General features: G+C 30.9%; 24 protein-coding genes. 23 read left to right on the forward strand and 1 reads right to left on the reverse strand.

Features of this window, described 5'->3' with window-relative positions; genetic code table 11:
* Positions 1-224: 224 nt before the first annotated feature.
* The 13 genes from QO263_RS11510 to pyrR all read left to right on the forward strand — a co-directional run bounded on the left by QO263_RS11510 (position 225) and on the right by pyrR (position 9,309).
* Positions 225-602, forward strand: a complete 378-nt coding sequence (locus tag QO263_RS11510) for a hypothetical protein (RefSeq protein WP_285621455.1) — start codon at positions 225-227, stop codon at positions 600-602.
* A 210-nt stretch (positions 603-812) separates the two neighbouring features.
* Positions 813-2,006 (forward strand): biotin/lipoyl attachment domain-containing protein, encoded by a 1,194-nt coding sequence (locus QO263_RS11515; protein WP_502928666.1) that lies wholly within the window; start codon positions 813-815, stop codon positions 2,004-2,006.
* A gap of 45 nt (positions 2,007-2,051) precedes the next feature.
* Entirely contained in the window at positions 2,052-2,723 is a 672-nt protein-coding gene (locus QO263_RS11520) for a YggS family pyridoxal phosphate-dependent enzyme (RefSeq protein WP_352169734.1), read from the forward strand.
* Positions 2,724-2,726: 3 nt separating this feature from the next.
* A complete protein-coding gene (locus QO263_RS11525) occupies positions 2,727-3,176 on the forward strand; it encodes a cell division protein SepF (RefSeq protein WP_285621457.1) in 450 nt (149 codons plus the stop codon).
* Between the two features lie 16 nt (positions 3,177-3,192).
* Positions 3,193-3,459, forward strand: a complete 267-nt coding sequence (locus tag QO263_RS11530; protein ID WP_285621459.1) for a YggT family protein — start codon at positions 3,193-3,195, stop codon at positions 3,457-3,459.
* A gap of 7 nt (positions 3,460-3,466) precedes the next feature.
* Positions 3,467-4,258 (forward strand): YlmH family RNA-binding protein, encoded by a 792-nt coding sequence (locus QO263_RS11535; protein WP_285621461.1) that lies wholly within the window; start codon positions 3,467-3,469, stop codon positions 4,256-4,258.
* Between the two features lie 18 nt (positions 4,259-4,276).
* Positions 4,277-4,747, forward strand: coding sequence for a DivIVA domain-containing protein (locus tag QO263_RS11540; protein WP_285621464.1), 471 nt, complete (start codon positions 4,277-4,279; stop codon positions 4,745-4,747).
* Between the two features lie 169 nt (positions 4,748-4,916).
* A complete protein-coding gene (locus QO263_RS11545; protein WP_285621467.1) occupies positions 4,917-5,735 on the forward strand; it encodes a bifunctional 3-deoxy-7-phosphoheptulonate synthase/chorismate mutase in 819 nt (272 codons plus the stop codon).
* A gap of 422 nt (positions 5,736-6,157) precedes the next feature.
* A complete protein-coding gene (locus QO263_RS11550; protein ID WP_285621470.1) occupies positions 6,158-6,436 on the forward strand; it encodes a DUF5665 domain-containing protein in 279 nt (92 codons plus the stop codon).
* 9 nt (positions 6,437-6,445) lie between these two features.
* On the forward strand, positions 6,446-7,105 hold the full coding sequence (locus QO263_RS11555) for a TraR/DksA C4-type zinc finger protein (RefSeq protein ID WP_285621474.1): 660 nt from the start codon (positions 6,446-6,448) through the stop codon (positions 7,103-7,105).
* A 118-nt stretch (positions 7,106-7,223) separates the two neighbouring features.
* A complete protein-coding gene (gene lspA / locus QO263_RS11560; protein WP_285621477.1) occupies positions 7,224-7,694 on the forward strand; it encodes a signal peptidase II in 471 nt (156 codons plus the stop codon).
* Between the two features lie 14 nt (positions 7,695-7,708).
* A complete protein-coding gene (locus QO263_RS11565; RefSeq protein WP_285621478.1) occupies positions 7,709-8,614 on the forward strand; it encodes an RluA family pseudouridine synthase in 906 nt (301 codons plus the stop codon).
* 158 nt (positions 8,615-8,772) lie between these two features.
* The gene (pyrR, locus tag QO263_RS11570; RefSeq protein WP_285621481.1) at positions 8,773-9,309 is read left to right on the forward strand and encodes a bifunctional pyr operon transcriptional regulator/uracil phosphoribosyltransferase PyrR; all 537 of its coding nucleotides are present in this window, start codon (positions 8,773-8,775) and stop codon (positions 9,307-9,309) included.
* Between the two features lie 176 nt (positions 9,310-9,485).
* Here the strand turns inward: pyrR and QO263_RS11575 are convergent, their stop codons facing one another.
* Positions 9,486-11,261: an Rqc2 family fibronectin-binding protein gene (locus tag QO263_RS11575; RefSeq protein WP_285621484.1), complete on the reverse strand. Its 1,776-nt coding sequence runs from the start codon at positions 11,259-11,261 to the stop codon at positions 9,486-9,488.
* A 327-nt stretch (positions 11,262-11,588) separates the two neighbouring features.
* Between QO263_RS11575 and QO263_RS11580 the strand changes: the two genes are divergently transcribed.
* From QO263_RS11580 to rsmB, 10 genes are all read left to right on the forward strand, one after another.
* The gene (locus tag QO263_RS11580) at positions 11,589-12,482 is read left to right on the forward strand and encodes a YicC/YloC family endoribonuclease (RefSeq protein ID WP_352168709.1); all 894 of its coding nucleotides are present in this window, start codon (positions 11,589-11,591) and stop codon (positions 12,480-12,482) included.
* Positions 12,483-12,504: 22 nt separating this feature from the next.
* The gene (gene remA / locus QO263_RS11585; protein ID WP_285621487.1) at positions 12,505-12,765 is read left to right on the forward strand and encodes an extracellular matrix/biofilm regulator RemA; all 261 of its coding nucleotides are present in this window, start codon (positions 12,505-12,507) and stop codon (positions 12,763-12,765) included.
* A 29-nt stretch (positions 12,766-12,794) separates the two neighbouring features.
* Positions 12,795-13,391, forward strand: a complete 597-nt coding sequence (gmk, locus tag QO263_RS11590) for a guanylate kinase (RefSeq protein ID WP_285621489.1) — start codon at positions 12,795-12,797, stop codon at positions 13,389-13,391.
* 10 nt (positions 13,392-13,401) lie between these two features.
* Positions 13,402-13,605 carry a DNA-directed RNA polymerase subunit omega gene (gene rpoZ, locus QO263_RS11595; RefSeq protein WP_285621491.1) on the forward strand — a complete coding sequence of 68 codons (204 nt, stop codon included), beginning with the start codon at positions 13,402-13,404 and terminating at the stop codon, positions 13,603-13,605.
* Between the two features lie 22 nt (positions 13,606-13,627).
* Positions 13,628-14,821, forward strand: a complete 1,194-nt coding sequence (coaBC, locus tag QO263_RS11600) for a bifunctional phosphopantothenoylcysteine decarboxylase/phosphopantothenate--cysteine ligase CoaBC (RefSeq protein WP_285621493.1) — start codon at positions 13,628-13,630, stop codon at positions 14,819-14,821.
* Positions 14,822-14,919: 98 nt separating this feature from the next.
* Positions 14,920-17,406: a primosomal protein N' gene (gene priA, locus QO263_RS11605; RefSeq protein ID WP_285621494.1), complete on the forward strand. Its 2,487-nt coding sequence runs from the start codon at positions 14,920-14,922 to the stop codon at positions 17,404-17,406.
* An 11-nt stretch (positions 17,407-17,417) separates the two neighbouring features.
* Entirely contained in the window at positions 17,418-17,870 is a 453-nt protein-coding gene (gene def, locus QO263_RS11610) for a peptide deformylase (RefSeq protein WP_285621496.1), read from the forward strand.
* A 10-nt stretch (positions 17,871-17,880) separates the two neighbouring features.
* The gene (gene fmt / locus QO263_RS11615; protein ID WP_285621500.1) at positions 17,881-18,810 is read left to right on the forward strand and encodes a methionyl-tRNA formyltransferase; all 930 of its coding nucleotides are present in this window, start codon (positions 17,881-17,883) and stop codon (positions 18,808-18,810) included.
* Positions 18,811-18,861: 51 nt separating this feature from the next.
* The gene (locus QO263_RS11620; RefSeq protein ID WP_285621503.1) at positions 18,862-19,548 is read left to right on the forward strand and encodes a zinc metallopeptidase; all 687 of its coding nucleotides are present in this window, start codon (positions 18,862-18,864) and stop codon (positions 19,546-19,548) included.
* A gap of 58 nt (positions 19,549-19,606) precedes the next feature.
* Positions 19,607-20,947, forward strand: a complete 1,341-nt coding sequence (gene rsmB, locus QO263_RS11625; RefSeq protein ID WP_285621506.1) for a 16S rRNA (cytosine(967)-C(5))-methyltransferase RsmB — start codon at positions 19,607-19,609, stop codon at positions 20,945-20,947.

Raw genomic sequence — 20,947 nt, forward strand, 5'->3', positions numbered from 1 at the left:
CTTGTACATGACAAGGCTATAAGAATTTATGTTTTGCTGACAAATTAAATTATAGCACAAGAATTATCAAAAAGCTAACTTGATTATTTTTTGTTCCAATATTACTACCATATCATACCGATAACATGACTAGTCTTTTAGTATCAATTTAATCTACATATTTCCTAGTAGTGTAATTTGTGATATACTTTTTATAGAAAATCATTAGAAAGCAGGTACTGTTAATGTTTTTATATGATATTATACTGATTTTATTTATGCTTTTTATGGTAAGTATAATTGGCTATATACTAGTGGTTATAAAAGAAAAACTTTACTTAAACGATAATATAATTGTTTTAGGTAAAAAGTCTGTTACTCAGGAGCATATAGATGAGACTGATATGAAAATTTTTTCAATAGGTGGTGTAAAGTTAAAATCAGGTGATGAAATAAGTGTTGTTTTATTAAATAATAATAGAGTGAATGGGATAGTGATTGGGGCAAAAACTAAGAAAAAAGAACTTTTGCTTGTGACACATCAAGATGAAGTAAAGAGCTTTGATGTAGAAAAAATTAGAAAGATTAAAATAATAAGTAAATATGGCAGCTTTTTTAGATAATAGTTTTTATTATCTGCAGAAAATGCCAAAATAAAAGGATAATTTTTGTATTCATTTTGAAGGAAAAAAAGAATATTTGAAGAATTAATATAGACAAAGAGGTGGTTAGATGTCGCAGGAAGAAAGAAAAAAAAAAGAATTAAACGTAAAAAATTTAGATATAGCCTAATAATAATAGTAGCTTCATACCTTGCTTTTAGAATGATTCCCGTGTTTTCCACAACGAATCTCAAGACAATAACTGCTAATAGTGGAACTATAGAAGAGTTTGTTTCTTCTAAAGCTATAATTTTAAAGGACGAGTTTGTCTATAAATCAGAGGTTCAAGGCTCCGTATCCCTATTAAAGCAAGAAGGTGAAAAAGTAGGCAGAGGAATACAGGTAGCTAAGATTAATAGAGTAGATGGCAGTTCTTATTCAAAAGAGTTAGAAGAGTTGGATAAACAGATAGAAATATTGAAAAAAACATCAAAAGGTAAGGATATATTGAATAAAGACAAAGAAAAAATTCATGACAATATCGATATGATAATTGATGAGCTTCAAAACAGCGTTTTAAGCGGTAATTATACTGAGGCTTTTATTTATAAAGACACTTTATTAGGCAGTATTGATAAGCAACATTTAGTTACTGGTCAAAAAAATCTTATGTCACAAAGCCTTGATAGTCTTTTGGAAAAGAAAAATCAGATAATCAAGAATATGGAAGGTTCAGACATTATCAGTTATTCTTCTAAAGCCGGAATAGTAAGCTACGAACTGGATGGACTGGAAGATATTTTTACAGTAAATAAAATTGATGAGTATAAACCGAGTGATTTTAGGATTATTGAGGTCAACAAAACTGATTTAGCAGAAAAAAAAGAGGTTAAGTATGGAGAGCCTGTCTATAAAATCATTAATAATTTTACATGGTATATGATGACAGAAATTGATGCGAAAGATATGGACAAGCTTGAAGAAGGAAAGATAATATACATAAGGATAAACAATGGAGATAAAAAAATAATTTCTAGAATAGTTAAACTTGCTAAAGAAAATGATAAATATTTTATGATTTTGAAATTAACAGAGTATTTTCATGAATACTACAATGAGAGATATTTAGATGTTCAAATAATTAAGAATACATTTGAGGGATTGATGATACCAAATAAATCCATAACTGAAAAAGATGGAATAAAGGGTGTTTATATTAAAGACATTAGTGGAATAGTAAAATTTAGACCTATAAAAATATTAACTAGTGATGACGAGCATACTATTGTAAGTGAAGGGGTTGGGAACTATAGCCTTATAGAGCTAAATATCAATGGTGAAACCCAACAATTTAGTACAGTAAAAATGTTCGATGAGGTATTTATTAATGGGAGTAAAATTAAAGAAGGACTTATAATTAATTAACATAGGGAGGGGTTACAGATTTATACAGGAGATAACATTAACATAATTAAGGAAAAAGTGAATAGCATCATGGCTAAAAAAGGCTTAAGTTTTGATGACATTATAATGGTAGCTGTGACTAAAACTGTAGATGTTGATAGGATTAACGAAGCTATTGAACTTGGAGTAACAGATATTGGTGAAAATAAGGTACAGGAAATCCAAGACAAATACCAGAAAATAAATTCAAATGTAAAATGGCATATGATAGGGCATCTTCAAAGCAACAAAGTAAAATATATTATTGACAAGGTCTGCATGATACATTCCCTAGACAGAATGAGTTTAGCCGAAGAAATTCAAAAAAGGGCTGAAGAGCATAATATTTCTGTAGATGTTTTAATTCAAGTAAATATAGCCGAAGAAGATTCTAAATTTGGTTTAAAAAAAGAGGAAGTTATTCCATTTATTGAATCAATTAGAGATTTTAGCAGAATAAGAGTAAAGGGCTTGATGACTATAGCACCCTATGTTGAAAACCCTGAAGAAGTAAGATTTGTATTTAGAGATTTAAAGAATTTATTTGAAAAAATTAAAGAACTCAATATACCTAATATTGACATGAAATATTTATCTATGGGTATGACAAATGATTATGAAATTGCTTTAGAAGAGGGCGCAAATATTGTACGTATAGGAACTGGTATTTTTGGAAAAAGATTATATAAGGGGGATTAAAAAATGGCTGATATGGCAAATAAATTTTTAAATAAGGTTAAGTATATAATTGGTATAGATGATATGGAAGAACCTGAAAATGAACAGGTTGAAAGCAATAAAGAAATTGAATTAGATTTACAAAAAGGCATGTATAAGCAAAATAGAGTTTTAAATATTCATACAAACAATAATATTAAGCTTGTGGTATATGAGCCTACAAAATATGAAGAGGCTCCTAAAATGGTTGAAGATTTAAAAAACAGAAAAATAGTAGTATTTAATCTAGAAGAAATGGAATTAGAGCCTAAAAAGCAAATTTTCGATTTTTTGAATGGTGCAATATACGCTTTAGATGGTAATATTCAAAAAGTTTCTAAGGATATATTTATATTAGCACCTAGTAATGTAGAAATAGATTCAAGATTGAAAGAAGAACTAAAGAACAAAGGAATATTTCCTTGGCAAAAATAATTAAGAGGTGAAAAGCTTGACAGTATTAAAGGTAGCCTTAGAGAAATTAATTTATATTATCGAAACCCTTATATTCATTAGAGCTATTTTATCTTTTATTGTAAGGGATACTAATAATGCTATAACCTCATTTGTTTTTCAAGTTACAGAGCCTATTTTATTACCCTTTAGAGAACTTTTGAGGAAATTAAAAATTGATACAGGAATGATGGACTTTTCTCCTCTTTTGGCTATCCTCTTTTTATCTTTTTTATCTACTATTATAAATACAATTTTATGGTAGACTAATGATGATTATTGATAAGACTGCATTATTAGACCATATTAAAGATAAAGATCAACACTTAGTCTTGAGAAGGGTAATCGACAAATTAGAAAGAGTAGTTGAAAATCATTCTATAGAATATACAGACTTTTTAGATCCATATCAAAGGAAACTATGCTATTCATTTATAAATAGATTTAATGAAGTTTCTTTTTTTGAAAAGGGAGGACTGGAAAGCTCTGAAAGAAAATCCATCATAATGTATCCTAGATATATGAATAATAATGATGTTGAATCGCCAATACAGGCACTCCGAATTGATGGCAGTTTTAAATTCAAAGAGTTAACCCATAGGGATTATTTAGGTGCATTAATGAGTTTAGGAATAAAGAGAGAAAAAATAGGTGATATTTTAATCCATAAGAATTATGGAAATATAATTACCTTTAAGGAAATTTCTGACTACATAAAATACAATTTAGAAATGATTAATAAAGAGTCAGTATTTATTACCGAGATAGAAACATCTGAATTAGTAGAAGTAGAAGAGGAATTTGTAGAAAAAAATATAACTATATCTTCTTTCAGATTAGATGCATTTATAAGTGCTATACTGAATCTTTCAAGAGAAAAAAGCTCTACTCTTATAAAAAGTGGTCTTGTTAAAGTAAACTGGCAGACAATAGATGCAGTATCTAGAGAGGTTCATGAAAATGATTTGATTTCAGTACGTGGTTTTGGAAGAATGAAAGTAAGTAGAATTTTGGGAAAAACAAAAAAAGATAGAAATAAGGTTATTGTTAAAATAATTAAGTAAAGGGGATGACAATACAATATGCTTACACCACTTGACATTCAGAACAAAGAGTTTAAAAGAGGAGTAAGAGGATATAAAGAAACAGATGTAGATGCTTTTCTTGATGAAATCATGATAGACTATGAAAATATATTTAAAGAAAATATAGAGCTTAAAGACAAGATTTCGATGTTGAATGATCAAATAAAGCATTATAATAAAATTGAAGAGACCCTGCAAAACACTTTAGTCGTAGCCCAAAGTACTGCTGAAGAGGTTAAGATTAATGCAAAGAAAAATGCAGATTTAATTATTAAGGAAGCAGAAGATGATTCTAAAAGAATTATTGAAGATGCTAGGAATGAAGCTTTGAAAGTATGTGAGGAGTATGAGACCCTAAAAAAAGATATGCTAGTATTTAAAACTAGGTTTAAGACATTACTTCAATCACAGCTGGAATCAATAAATGACTATTATAATGATTTAGGAATAGACAATAGCAAAGAGTAAAGGATATGTATTTTTTTATTACGTATCCTTTTATTTTTACTTGACACTTTTAAATATGACTATATAATGAAATAGAAAACAAAAAAATAAGAATTCATATTCTTTAGTTTATATGTTTAAACTATTTATGTAATGTTTATTTTTTTATACGCTTTTTGGAGGACTATAAATGGATATGTTTATTATAAAAAACGATGGAAATAGCAGAAAAATTATTGATTTAGGAGACGGTATAAGGATAGGAGAAAGAGAATTTACGATTATATCAGGTCCTTGTGCAGTAGAGAATGAAGAGCAAATTGAATTGGCAGCAGAAGCTCTAAGCAGTATGGGAATTAAAATACTCAGAGGTGGAGCATTCAAGCCTAGGACTTCTCCATATACTTTTCAAGGATTGGGACTTGAAGGCTTAAGACTTTTGAAAAATGCTGGCAAAAGGCATAATATGAAAGTTATATCAGAAGTTATGGATCCTAGAGATTTAGAGGCTTCCTATGATTATGTTGATATATTTCAGATAGGATCGAGAAATATGCAAAACTACACCTTATTAAAAGAAGTAGGTAAATTTAATAAGCCTGTGCTTTTAAAAAGAGGGATGGCTGCAACTATAGAAGAATGGGTAATGGCTGCCGAGTATATTGCATCAGAGGGTAATGACAAGATTATTCTTTGTGAGAGAGGAATTAGAACCTTTGAGGAATATACAAGGAATACTCTTGACTTGACTGTAGTCCCTATAATTAAGGAATTAACAAATCTACCCATTATTGTAGATCCAAGTCATGGTACAGGTAGAAAAGAATTAATTAGACCTTTAACTAGAGCCTCTGTAGCTATAGGAGCAGATGGTGTTATGATTGAAGCTCATCCTAATCCATGTGAGGCGTTATCAGATGGTAAGCAGTCACTGAACTTTGAAGAGATGAGAGCAGTATTATCTGATATTGAGGCAATTAAGAATTGTATGGATAACTTAAATAGCTAATTTGCACAAGTAGTTCAATATTCCATAATATATAATAGGACCAAAATATATATTTTCTAGTACTGAATATATTATTGGAATATTGAGGTGATATAATGTATTTTGATAATAAGGTAGAACATGCAGACTATTTATTGTTTTTTTTCATATTATTAGTACAAATATGGGGAGCAAAATTCAAAAAAAACAATTTACTATTTTTCTATATATTATTAGCTTTCTTTACTTAGTCTAAGTCAACAAAGTCAGAGAGCTTATTGAAGGGCTTTATCAGTTTTAGAGTATTTCTAAGCTGCTTAAAGCCTTTTATATTTTTATTAAATGTAATATAATGTAATATAATATATATAGGCAAAATACATTATATATACCTGATTATAAATTAAATCTTTTGGGAAGATTATTATAAGGGGGATTTAACTGTGAGCGAAAACAATGGAATAGAGAAAAGATTAGAAGAACTAGCTAATAACCTAGAGAAGGCAAAAATACATGAATACGTAGATTTTGTAAATAATAAAAAAAGACTGATATATATTAATTTTATAGGAGGATTAGCAAGAGGCTTTGGCATGGCAATTGGTTTCACTGTATTAGGCGCCTTAGCAATATATATTTTGCAAAAATTGATTTCATGGAATATACCTTTAATCGGAGACTTTATTGCTGAGATAGTAAGGATTGTACAAGAAAGATTGTAGGAGGAGGAAATGGATAAACAAAAGTTAAAGCATTTTAAGGAACTATTGATGAATGAAAAGAAGGATTTACTTAATACCCTAGAACTTATGAATTCAAATGAACCAAACGCTTCAATGAGAGAGTACTTTGATGAATTATCTAGTTATGATAATCATCCTGCTGATTTGGGAACTGAAATGTTTATGATGTCACAAAACATGAGCTTAAAAAGTAGTCAATCCAGTATTGTTGATGAAATAGATGAGGCATTAGACAGAATAGAGAATGGTTCATATGGAATATGTACAGTGTGCGGGAAAAATATAGATGAAGATAGATTAGAGATAATTCCATATACAAGCATTTGTATAAAATGTTCAGACCGTGAAGTACCTGTAGATAAAAAAATGAGTTATCGCCCTGAAGAAGAGGAGACTATTCAATTTCCTTATGGAGGTTCTAATACAGACCATACAATTGAAGATAAGGTAGGATTTGATGGTGAAGATAGCTTACAGTCTGTTATGAAGTTTAATGATGTTTTAGGAGATCCTTACTTTGCAACTGGCGATAATCAGGGCGTATTTGATGATATAGAGCATGGTTTAGTTGAGGAAGTGGAAGGAATATCTGAAGAATACTATAGGAAACAATATGATGATACTAAGAAAAAAGACTTTTCTGATTAATGGCTGGATATGAATCTAGCCATATTTTTATAATAAACAGGAAAATCTCATTATTAATATTTTGATGACTTGCTGTTGTAAAAAGAAGCTTTATAATTTAAAATAGTATTATACTATTTTGAGGAGGTCACAAATGCTATATGCAGCAATAAGTATAATAATAATCTTATTAGATCAAATAACTAAGTTCTATGCAGTACAATTACTTAAGGGAAATGCTCCAGTAGTCATTATAGAAAACTTTTTACGACTTAACTATGTAGAAAATTTTGGAGCTGCCTTTGGTATATTACAGAATAAAAAGATATTTTTTATTATAATTACGACTATAGTAGTGATAGGGATCATTGTTTACATAAAGACAAATACTAATTTGACTATTACAATGAAGATAGCATTAGCCATGGTAATCGGAGGAGCTATAGGAAATCTTATAGATAGAGTAAGATTAGGCTATGTAATTGATTTTGTCGATGTAAACTTTTGGGGCTTGTATGACTTTCCCGTATTTAACATAGCAGATAGTTCGATTGTAATAGCTACAATTCTAATATGCTATTTAGTGATTTTTAATAAATATGAGCTTTAGGAAGAGTGTTAACTATGGAATTGTTAGAGATATTTGTCAATGGTGAGGATAACGAAAGATTAGATATATATCTATCTCAAGAGCTAAATGATGTTTCAAGGTCATATATTCAAAAGCTTATAAAAGAAGGACTAGTTAAGGTAAACGATAAAGTAGTGAAAGCAAAGTGTATTGTTTCTGAAGGAGATTATATACAAGTACACCTTCCAGAACCTAAAAAGCTAGAGATAGAACCAGAAAATATTCCTATTGATATTGTATATGAGGATGGAGATGTAGCTATAGTAAATAAACCTCAGGGTATGGTAGTGCATCCTGCCCCTGGAAACTATAGCGGAACTTTAGTAAATGCATTGCTGTATCATTTAAACAGCCTGTCTAATATCAATGGCATAATCAGACCAGGCATTGTCCATAGAATAGATAAGGATACCTCTGGTTTATTAATGGTTGCAAAAAACAATTTAGCCCATGAAGAGCTATCCAAACAGTTAAAGGCTCATACCATTAATAGAATTTACAATGCTCTTGTAGACGGCAATATAAAAGAAGAAAAGGGAACAGTAGATGCACCAATAGGTAGGCATCCAGTAGATAGAAAAAAGATGACAGTAACAGATATAAATAGTAGAGAAGCTGTAACTCATTTTAAGGTATTAGAGAGATTCGGACAATATACACTAATTGAGGCAAAGCTTAAAACTGGTAGAACACATCAGATAAGGGTCCATATGTCTTTTATCAACCATGCTGTAACTGGTGATCCTGTTTATGGAGGAAAAAATCAGAGATTCAAAACTAATGGACAACTTCTACATGCTAAAACTATAGGATTTATCCATCCTAGAACTAGAGAATACTTAGAATTTGATTCTTCTTTACCAGAACATTTTACTAATGTGCTAAACATATTAAAGTGATACAAAGGAATAAATAGTTTATAAAAAGGCAATATTCATAAAATATAGTTAACATCCTTTAAATTAGCTCTGTGAGGTTGATAAGGTTTGGTTTAAACTTCTTATCAATAGCTATAAGAAGTTTTTTGTTTTAAAAAAGTAATACAGGAGGGACTAATATGGATACGAAGGCTATAGTAATGGACGAAAATGCTGTAAATAGAGCTATCACTAGAATATCCCATGAAATATTAGAAAAAAATAGAAGTGTTGATGATTTAATATTAGTAGGCATAAAGACTAGAGGAGTACCATTTGCCCAAAGAATTGCTGATAGAATTAAGGAAATAGAGAATAAAGCTGTACCTGTTCAAATTCTAGATATAACCTTATACAGAGATGATTTGACAGAAATAAATAGTAGACCAATAGTGAGTACAGAAGAATTTAATTATGATATTACTAACAAAATAGTCGTATTAGTGGACGATGTTTTATTTACAGGAAGGACTGTTAGAGCAGCCCTTGATGCATTAATAGATAAGGGAAGACCCCAGAAAATTCAATTAGCAATATTAATTGATAGAGGACATAGAGAGCTTCCAATAAGAGCTGATTTTGTAGGGAAAAATGTTCCCACTTCTAGAGATGAAATTGTCAGCGTAAATTTCTATGAAACTGATGGTGCAAGCCAAGTTCTGATAAATAAACTGTAACCCTAAAAAACTCCAGCATTTTAGATGGTCACTGAAAAAGTCTTTTTTGTCATCCTGAGCATCAGCGAAGGATCTCTCATGCATTGAAAACATAAGATTCTTCGACTGCATCTCAGAATGACAAACAAAAAAACGAAATTTTTAGTGGCCCCTATTTTAGCTGGAGTTTTTAGGTATTACTCTAATTTAGTCAATTTATTAATCAATTCTTTTTCAGGTGTGACATAAACCGTATTGTAGTAATCATATATAACCATACCAGGCTTAGCACCACTAGGTTTTTTTACATTTTTTCTTTCAGTATAATCAACTGGAACATTACTAGATAATTTAGCCTTGCTATGATATGCTGCAAGCATCGCCGCTTCTATTATAGTTTCTTCAGAAATTTGACTGTCCTTAGCTTTTATTATTATATGCGAACCAGGAATATTTTTAGTATGCATCCAAATATCCTCTTTGCTAGAAAGCTTCAAAGTAAGATAGTCATTTTGCTTATTATTTTTTCCTACAAAAATATCATATCCATCTGAGGATATAAAATGAAGTGGAGAAGAATATACTTCTTTTTCTTTCTTTTTTACTTTTGAAGAAGATTTTTTTACATAGCCTTCGTTAACCAGCTCTTCTCTTATTTCTTCTATTTCCCTTAGTTCAGTACAATTTTCAAGGCTTATCAGTACATTTTCTAAATAATCTATTTCCTCTTGCGTTTTTATAATTTGTTCGCTAACAAGCTGATATGCATTTTTTAGCTTATTATATTTTTTATAATATTTTTGAGCATTTTGAATGGGAGACAATCTTGGATCTAGATGTATGCAAATCTTCTCTAAATCCTCCCTATAGTAGTTTTCTAATACTATAGAAGTTTGTTTTTTTTCAATCCTATGAAGATTTGCTGTCAATAGATCTCCATAAATCTTAAATATTTCTCTTCCTTCTGCCTCTAATAGTTCTTCTTTTTGTTTTGCAAATTTGTTAAGGGCTCTATCAAGCTTTACAGAAATAGATTTTCTTAAATCAATTGACTTATGCTTGATTCTATCTATTTTATCTCTAGTAATATAGAAATCTTCCAGTAATTCATTTATAGAAATATATTGGGTTTTTGGCATATCGCCATATTGTAGTATATCTACTGCTGAAAAAGCTATGATTTCGCTTTCATCTTTATTTTTTACCATAGCTGGAGAAAATATATTATCATTAATTTTGTCATAAAATTCTTTAAAGGAAAAATAAAGATTATTAAGACTATCTTGCTGTAATTGTCCAACTATCATACTATCATCGAGGCTAGCTCGATAACATATTTCTCTTGCTAACAAAGGACTTAAGCCGATGATATTTCCATATAATGCTTTGTATACATACATTCCTTTCTCAGATTTATCTATAAAGCTAATAAAATCTTCTTTAGATAAATTAAAAGGTGCTAGCTTTCCCTGAGAAGGAGGATTTTTATATTCAAGTCCAGGTAGAATCTGTCTAACACTGCTTACGGATATAGGGACTCTTTTTACAGAATCTATTATTTTATTTGAATCTTTTTCAATTAGTATTATATTACTATGCTTTCCCATAATCTCAATAATTAGAGCTTTAGTAGATAATACTCCAAGCTCATCTAGGCTTTGTATGTCGATGCATAAAACTCTATCCATAGAATGCTGATAGATGTCGATCAATTTTCCACTTTGCAGATGCTTTCTAAGCAGCATACAAAACATAGGTGGTGCCATTGGATTTGTTTTTGTTTCATTAGTAATATACACTCTAGGATTACTACTGCTAGCAGAAATCAGAAGCTTATAATTTTTGCTTTCATTTCTTATACTTAAGACTATTTCATCATTTTCAGGCTGATATATTTTTTCTATTCTCCCGTTTTTTAACAAGTTAGATAATTCATATACTAATGCATTCATTACTATTCCGTCAAAAGACATAATAATTCCTCCAAATATGTTTTAATAAAGTATAACATTTTTTATTTCAAATAGAAAATAATAAAATTTAAAAATCTCATAATAATTTCTAAAATTATCATAAAAATTGATAAAAAATAATATAGTTGTTAAAATTTCGTAATAGAGTGAAGGTTTAAAGCTTATAAAGTCAAATTATATATATATATCATTTTTTATTGAGAATCTATAAAGTATTCAAAAAAAATATATGGACAAAATTAAATTATATAATTGTATATTACTTGATTCATGACATTGACACTAGTGTATTTTGTGGTAAAATTGATTATAATAGTTTGGGGAAGGATGAGAAGCTTGATAAAGAGCATGACAGGATTTGGTAGGGGAGAAATGAATGATGGCTTGAGAAACTTTACAGTAGAGATTAAATCTGTAAATCATAGATATAATGATACTCTGGTAAAGATGCCTAAGCATATCGGATACCTAGAAGAAAACGTAAAGAAGAAAATTAGAAATGTTATTAGCAGAGGAAGAGTAGAGGCTTATATTAGTCTAGAGTATGTTGGAGAAGGGGATGTAGAGGTAAATGTGGATTTGCCCCTAGCTAGATCTTATAAAAAGGCAATTGACTTATTGTGTGAGGAGATTGGATTAAAGAATGAGGTTTCAGTAGAGCTATTTGCTAAATTTCCTGACATATTAAAGACTAGTAAAAGAGAAGAGGACGAAGACGAGATATGGCTTTGCTTGAGTAGAGCAGTTGACATAGCATTAAAGAGCTTAATTGCTATGAGAATAGAGGAAGGGAAGGAGCTTTCCAAGAATATTAAGTCTAAGCTTCTTAATATAAGAGAAATAGTAAAGCAAATTGAAAACAGAGCACCTTTAATAGTAATAGAATATAAGGAAAAGCTTTGTAATAGAATTAAAGAGCTCCTAGATGAAAAATATGAAATTGATGAAAGTAAACTGGCAAATGAAGTAGCCTTTTATGCTGACAAAAGTAGTATTGATGAAGAAATAGTAAGGCTTTATAGTCATATTAATCAATTTATTGATATATTAGAATCTGATGAAGACTCTGTGGGCAGAAAACTAGACTTTTTAGTTCAAGAAATGAACCGAGAGGTAAATACAATTGGCTCAAAAGTTGGCGATATAATTATTACCAATTATGTAGTTGAACTAAAAAGCGAAATGGAGAAAGTTAGAGAGCAAATTCAAAATATTGAATAATTAAATAAGAAGGAGGATAATCATGAGTATAAAGCTTATTAATATAGGTTTTGGCAATATTGTATCAGCTAACAGAATTATAGCTGTAGTAAGTCCTGAATCAGCACCCATTAAGAGAATAATTCAAGAAGCTAGAGATAGAGGAATGCTTATTGATGCTACGTATGGAAGAAGAACTAGGGCTGTAGTCATTACAGATAGTGACCATATTATCTTATCAGCAGTACAGCCAGAAACAGTAGCACATAGATTAAATAGTAAAGACAGCAGTGAGATGGAGTAATTATATAACAACGAAAAGAGGAGAGCTGAATGGGAAATGGGTTGCTTGTTGTAATTTCAGGTCCATCAGGTGTAGGCAAGGGGACAGTTTGTAAACGTCTACTTAGTGACAATGACAAAATTAGCTTATCAGTATCTGCAACTACAAGGGAGGCAAGAACTGGTGAAATAGATAAAATAAGCTATTATTTCATTGATAGAAAAGAATTTGAAGACATGGTGGAAAAGGACGAATTCCTTGAATATGCATATGTGCATGGAAACTATTATGGTACTCCTAAAAAATATGTCTTGGATAAGATTGATAAGGGACAGGATGTTCTACTAGAGATTGATATACAGGGAGCACTAAAAGTAAAGGAAATTTATCCTGATGGAGTTTTTATTTTCATAATGCCGCCATCAATGGAAGAATTAAAGAAAAGAATTGTCAATAGGGGAACAGAGACTGAAGAAGCAATTGCAAGAAGATTTGAAACTGCATATAAGGAAATCGAATATGTATTCAAGTATGATTATGCAGTATTTAATGATGAAATAGGAGTAGCTGTAAAAAAAATAGAATCTATCATTGAAGCAGAAAGATGTAAAGTTAATAGACAAACAGATATTATTAAAAAGATTTAGGAGGTTTTTTATGTTATACCCTTCAATTAATGAATTATTAAAAAATGTAGACAGTAGATACACTTTAGTTTTATTAGTTTCTAAAAGAGCTAGACAAATCGTTGATGGTTCGGAGCCTTTAGTAGATCCAAAGTCTAGTAAACCAGTATCTATTGCAGTGCAAGAGGTATCAGAGCATAAGGTTACGTATACAAGACCACAGACATATAAGTAAGCAATATCGTGAGGTGTGAAAAATGCTTAGTGGAAAAAACATTGTAATGGGCGTTTCTGGTGGTATTGCTGTGTATAAGGCTGTAGATGTAGTTAGTAGGTTAAAAAAGCTAAATGCTAATATAGATATAATAATGACCAAATCGGCAGCCGAATTTGTAGCACCCTTAACCTTTCAATCAATATCGCAGAATCCCGTCACTGTAAATATATTTAATGAACCAAAGCAATGGAAGATTGAACATATTTCTCTAGCAAAAAAAGCAGATGTTTTTTTAGTGGCTCCAGCAACAGCCAATATTATTGGAAAGGTAGCTAACGGTATTGCAGATGATATGTTAAGTACTACAATAATGGCTACTAGAGCAAAAGTAATTTTTGCTCCAGCTATGAATACGAATATGTATAATAATATTATTTTTAAAGAAAATATGAACAAGCTGAAAGAACATGGCTATGAATTTATTAAACCTGGATCTGGCAGACTAGCCTGTGGAGATATTGGAGAGGGCAAAATGGCAGAACCTTGTGATATAGTAGATTATATAATAGGTTCGTTTAATGGCAATCAGCTTAAAGGAAAGAAAATCATTATAACTGCTGGACCTACTATAGAACCCCTTGATCCTGTAAGATATATGACTAATTATTCAAGTGGAAAAATGGGATTTGCTTTAGCTAAGGTAGCTCAACAGCAGGGGGCAGAGGTTACACTAATATCTGGACCAGTGAATTTGGAGCCTCCTTTAGGAGTTGAATTTATTAGGATAAATACTACTCAAGAAATGTTCAATGCAGTAGGTAGATATTTTGATGATTGTCATGTACTTATTAAGGCAGCGGCGCCACTTGATTATAGACCAGTTTCAGTCAGTGAGCATAAAATTAAGAAAGAAAAAGATGAAATTGAACTTAAATTTGTTAAGAATCCAGACATTGCAGCACATTTCGGTAAAATTAAGAAAAAACAAATAATAATAGGTTTTGCTGCAGAAACAGAAAACATTATTGAAAATGCAAGGAAAAAGATTGATAAAAAGAATCTAGATTTTATTGTTGCAAATAACGTATTAGCAGAAAATGCAGGATTCAAAAGTGATACTAATATAGTGACTATTGTTGATAAAAACGGATCTGCGACAGATTATCCAATGATGAAAAAAGAAGACGTAGCAAGGGCCATTATAGATAAGATTTCTGCAATGCTAAATTGCTAATTAGAGCTAGATGTTTGACATGGTAGAGGTTAATCCTTATTATGTAAATATCTAGCTTTTAAAATATTTTTTATGCTTAAATTGAAAGGTTGGATTTTATGACTGATAGAATGTTTGTTGAAGTAGTCGTAGACAACGCAAGCTCAAGCACTGATAGATTTTACACATATATTGTGCCAGAGGGATATAAAGAAGATGTTGAAATCGGAAAGAAAACACTAGTTCCTTTTGGAATTGGCAATAAGCTAGTTGAAGGAATAATAGTGAATATAATTAGTGATACAGATATAGATTATAAAAGAATAAAGCCTATAAAGAGTATTTTTAACGATGACCTTATTCTATCTAAAAATCTTGTTAAATTAGGGTTTTGGATGAAGGATAAATATTTGGCTCAATATACTGATATTTTTAGAACCATGATGCCTTCTGGGACGACAAATAAAGTAATTGAAATCATAAACTTAGTTAGTAATGAGGAAGAGGATTATAAAAAAATAAAGTCTAAAAATCAGTTAAGGATAATAGATTACCTAAAAGAGCATGGAGAAGCGGAGCTACAACAAATTAGAGAAGCAACTGGAATAAAAAATATCAACTCGAGCATAGATTCATTAGTTAAAAGTGAAATAGTTGAGATTACTAAGAAAGTTAATTCTGATGTAAATATAAAATATGAGAAGTTTGTAAAGACCTGTTTTTGTCCTGCAGATACTGAGGCAATTCTTGGTGCATTAGCTAAAAATGCAACCAAACAGATTGAAATAATCAAATATCTGAAGGATATCGAGTCCATAAGCTTAAAGAATATGATGATTAATACTAACTGCAGCTTAAGCTCATTAAAGTCATTAGAGGAAAAAGGATATGTTGAGATTATAGACATGGAAGTTAAACGAGATGCTATAACTAAAGAGATTGCTCCATATAATAAAGTTAAATTGACAAAGGAGCAAAAAGATTGTGTAGATAATATATATAATGATTATCTTGAAAATGGTTTTAGCAAGTATTTAATTCACGGAGTGACTGGAAGTGGAAAGACAGAAGTTTATCTTCAATTAATCGAAAGGGTTCTTGAAGAGGGCAAACAAGCTATTGTGCTAGTTCCAGAAATATCTCTTACTCCTCAGACTGTTGAAAGGTTTGCAGGAAGATTTAGAAATAATGTAGCTGTCTTGCATAGTAGATTATCAAATGGTGAAAGATACGATGAATGGAGAAAGATAAAAGAAGGTGAAGTACAAATTGCTGTAGGAGCTCGGTCTGCAATTTTTGCTCCCTTTGACAACCTAGCATTCATTATTATTGATGAGGAACATGAGGCAAGTTATAAATCCAGCATGAATCCAAAATACAATGCAATAGAATTAGGAGAAAAAAGATGTGAAATTGAAGGGGCTACCCTAGTTCTTGGCTCTGCAACCCCATCTATGGAAAGCTATTATAGAGCAAAGCAAAAAGAATACAAGTTATTAGAACTGCCAAACAGAGTAAACAGCAAAGAAATGCCTAAGATTGAAGTCATAGATATGAAAAAAGAACTGGATAATGGCAACAAATCTATGTTTAGCAATGCTCTTTATAATTCTATTGTAGAAACCCTTAAAGCTAGGAAGCAAGCTATACTTTTTTTAAATAGAAGGGGATTTTCTACTTTTATTTCTTGTAGAAAATGTGGCTATGTTGTAAAATGTAAGGAATGTGATATTTCTTTAACTTATCATATGGCACAAAATATACTCAAATGTCATTATTGCGGATATACTCTAAAACCGCCAACTATATGTCCTAGCTGTAATAGTAGATATATTAAATACTTTGGAACAGGGACACAAAGGGTAGAAGAGGAAGTAAAAAGACTATTTCCTCATGCCAGAACTGCCAGAATGGATATGGACACTACCACAGCTAAAGGAAGCCACGAAAAAATATTAGGGAAAATGAAAAGGGGCGATATTGATATACTCATTGGAACCCAAATGATTTCAAAAGGGTTAGATTTTCCCAATGTAACATTAGTAGGGATAATTGCAGCAGACCTTACACTTAATATACCTGATTTTAAGGCTTCAGAAAGAACTTTTCAATTATTGACACAAGTCGGAGGTAGAGCTGGAAGAGGAGAATATGATGGTAAGGTAGTTCTTCAGACGTATGAACCTGAGCACTATAGTATAATGACTGCTAAGTCTCATGACTATATTAGCTTTTACAATAAGGAAATATCAATACGGAAAGAATTTAACTATCCTCCATTTACAGATATTATAAATATCATTATTTCAGGAGAAAATGAAAAGGATACATATAATATTTCTAATTCAATTGCAGAGGATATTAGACGAGAAATATATCAAGAGACCAATAATCTTGAATTAAGAGAAGCAGTCATAGGGCCTATGGAGGCTCCTATTTATAGAATAAAGGGGAAGTACAGGCGTCAAATTATTATTAAAATAAAAAGAAGTTATGTTTCCATGATAACTAAAGCAATAAATAGGGTAAATATAAGCAATAGGATAAAGAATAATTATAAAAGCATTAATATAAGCATTGATATTAATCCAGTTTCAATCATTTAGGAGGTTATGAAATGGCTATTAGACAGTTAAGATATGAAGACGATCCTATTTTAAGAAAAAAATCTAGAGAAGTAGACGTAATTGATGAAAAAATAAAAACTTTGGTACAGGATATGCTTGATACAATGTATAAAGAAGAAGGAGTAGGCTTAGCAGCTCCACAGGTTGGTATCCTTAAAAAAGTGGTAGTAATAGATATTGGTGAAGGACCAATAGCATTAATTAATCCCAAAATTGTGCAGGAAGAGGGAGAAATTATTGATATGGAAGGTTGCTTAAGTATTCCAGGAAAAAGTGGAAAAGTGTGCAGACCTGAAAAAGTAAAAGTAGAATATTTGGATATAGGTGGAAATAAGAATGTAATTGAAGGCACAGCTCTTTTAGCCAGAGCACTTTGTCATGAAATTGATCATCTATATGGAATATTGTATATTGATAGGGTAATAAATTCAGAAGAAGAATAGGAGTGTTAAAATGAAGGTTGTATTTATGGGAACTCCAGACTTTTCTGTCCCAACACTTGAGGCTTTATTTAATAATGGCCATGAAATATCTTTAGTAATATCCCAAGCAGACAAAGCAAAAGGAAGAGGGAAAAAGGTACTATTTACTCCAGTTAAAGAAAAGGCCTTACAGCTAGACTTAAATGTGTATCAGCCTGATAATATTAATTCCGAGGAAAGTATAGAGATAATTAAAAAAGAAAGCCCAGATGTAATAGTAGTAGTAGCCTATGGTCAAATCTTAAAGGAAGACATATTAAATATTCCTAAGTTTGGCTGCATAAATGTACATGCTTCTCTATTACCTGAGTATAGAGGGGCAGCTCCTATAAATTGGGCAATAATAAATGGTGAAAAGAGAACTGGTGTAACGACGATGGTTATGGAGAGAGGATTGGATTCTGGAGATATGCTGCTAAAAAACGAAACCAAGATATATGATGGAGAGACTGCTGGTGGGCTTCATGATAGACTCATGAAAATAGGGGCAGAATTACTTATAGAGACTATTAAAGGTCTAGAGACTGGAGATATTAGTAGAACTCCTCAGAATCATGAAAATGCAACTTATGCACCTATGATGTCTAAGGATCTTGGAAAAATCAAATGGAATGAAAAAGCCGATAATATAAGAAACCTAGTCCGAGGTACTCAGCCGTGGCCTGGGGCATTTACCACATATAAAGATAATAATATGAAAATACTAGAAGTTGATATTGTAGCTAAATTTAAAGATGAAGAAAGTGGAAGAGTTGTTAAAGTAAATAATGATGGAATATATGTAAATGCATTAGATAATTGTATATTAATAAAACAGATTCAGTTTCCAGGTAAAAAAGGAATGAGCGTATCAGACTTCTTAAGAGGTAATGAATTTGAGATTGGAGCTTTATTAAAATAATATATAATTAGACTTAACGAAGTAAAGAATATTTAATAAGGAGGGCTTAAAGTGTATGGTTATTATTTTAATTCAGAATTTATCTTTTTAATTCCTGCTATTCTTTTTGCAATGTATGCACAATCAAAAATACAGAGTGCATTTAACAAATATTCTAGGGTCAGTAGCAGGTCAGGCTATACTGGAGCACAGGTAGCTAGAAGGATATTAGATAGAAATGGACTATATGACGTCAATATAGAACATATTTCTGGAAGACTTACAGACCATTATGATCCTAGAAGCAGAGTTTTAAGACTTTCCAGCACAGTTTATAATGGTACATCTCTTGCTTCTTTAGGTGTAGCCGCCCATGAGGTAGGTCATGCTATACAGCATGCCGACGGCTATTCATTTTTGATATTTAGAAATACTATAGCGCCTATAGCAGGATTTGGTGCAAGATTTGTTTGGATTTTAATTATTGCGGGATTTGCATTTAGTTTCCCTTCTTTAGTCAGTGCTGGTATTTTGTTGTATTTAGGAGTAGTGTTATTTCAAATAATTACACTCCCAGTAGAATATAATGCTAGCAAAAGGGCGTTATTACAATTGGAAACTGGTAGCTTTCTTTCACAGGACGAATTAGTTCCAACAAAACGAGTATTAGATGCTGCCGCTTTAACTTATGTAGCTGCAACTCTCACTGCTATAGCACAGCTTTTAAGATTAGTGGCATTATCTAGGAGAAGAGATTAAAGGGGTTATATGTAACCCCTTATTTTTATTTAGATAGATCATATTATGAGGTGAAGTAATGAATAAAAACCCAAGAGAAATTGCAGTTAAGATTCTAGGAGAAATTAATGAGGAAAAAGCTTATTCAAATATATCTATAACTAGAAATATTAATGAAGGAATAAGTAACCTAGACGAGTCTTTAATAAGGGAAATGGTTTATGGAGTAATTGAAAACAAGCTTTTAATAGACTGGGTTATTATGCAATTTTCAAAAGTTAAGATTAAAAAAATAGCACCTATAATCAAGGAAATATTAAGAATAGGAGTCTATCAGATTCTTTTTATGGATAAAATACCAGATAGTGCTGCTGTAAATGAATCAGTGAAGCTAGCAAAAAAATATGGGCATAAAGGCTCTGTAGGCTATGTAAATGCAATATTGAGAAATATATCTAGGAATAAAAGCAATTTAGAATTTCCTAAAAGGAATAATGATCCTGTAGAATATCTATCAGTAAAATATTCTCATCCTAAATGGATGGTGGAAAAATGGTTGAGTGATTATGGCTTAAGTTTTACAGAAGAGCTATGCATCGCCAATAATGAGAAGCCTAAGTTAAATATAAGAGTAAATACATTAAAGATTTCTAAACTGGATTTAATGGAGAAATTAGAAAGCAAAGGATTTATTGTAAGTGAAGGTAAGTATGCATATGATTGTATAATAATAGATAATCCAGTTAGAATAACAGACACAGAAGAATTCAAAAGTGGCTTATTTCAAATACAAGATGAAAGCTCTATGATGGTGGCTCAGATAATGGATCCAAGTCCAGGAAGTCTTGTAATAGATGTTTGTAGTGCACCAGGAGGGAAAACTACCCACATAGCTCAAAAAATGCAGAATGAAGGCAAGATAATTGCTAGGGACATTCATGAGCATAAGCTTCAGCTGATTGAAGGAAATATTAAAAGACTTGGAATTAATATTATTGAATTAGAAAAGTTTAATGCTTTAGATTTAGATGAAAAATTAATTGGTAAAGCTGATTATTGCCTTGTAGATGCTCCTTGCTCTGGACTAGGACTGATACGAAGAAAGCCAGACATAAAGTGGAACAAGGAGAAAGACAATCTAATTGAAATAGCGGAATTACAATATGAAATACTAATGAATAGCAGTATGTATGTTAAAAATGGAGGTCTTTTAGTTTATAGCACCTGTACAATACAAAGAGATGAAAATATCCACCTAATTAGAAAATTCACGGAGAATAATAATTTTAAACTTATAAGCTTTGAAAGCTTGATAAATAATACTGAACTGAAGAAGTCTGCGACAAATGGATATATCGAATTATACCCTAATATTAACAATACAGATGGCTTTTTTATTGCTAAGATGATTAAAATATAA

The sequence above is a fragment of the Proteiniborus sp. MB09-C3 genome (assembly GCF_030263895.1).
In the GTDB taxonomy this organism is placed as follows: Bacteria; Bacillota; Clostridia; order Tissierellales; family Proteiniboraceae; genus Proteiniborus.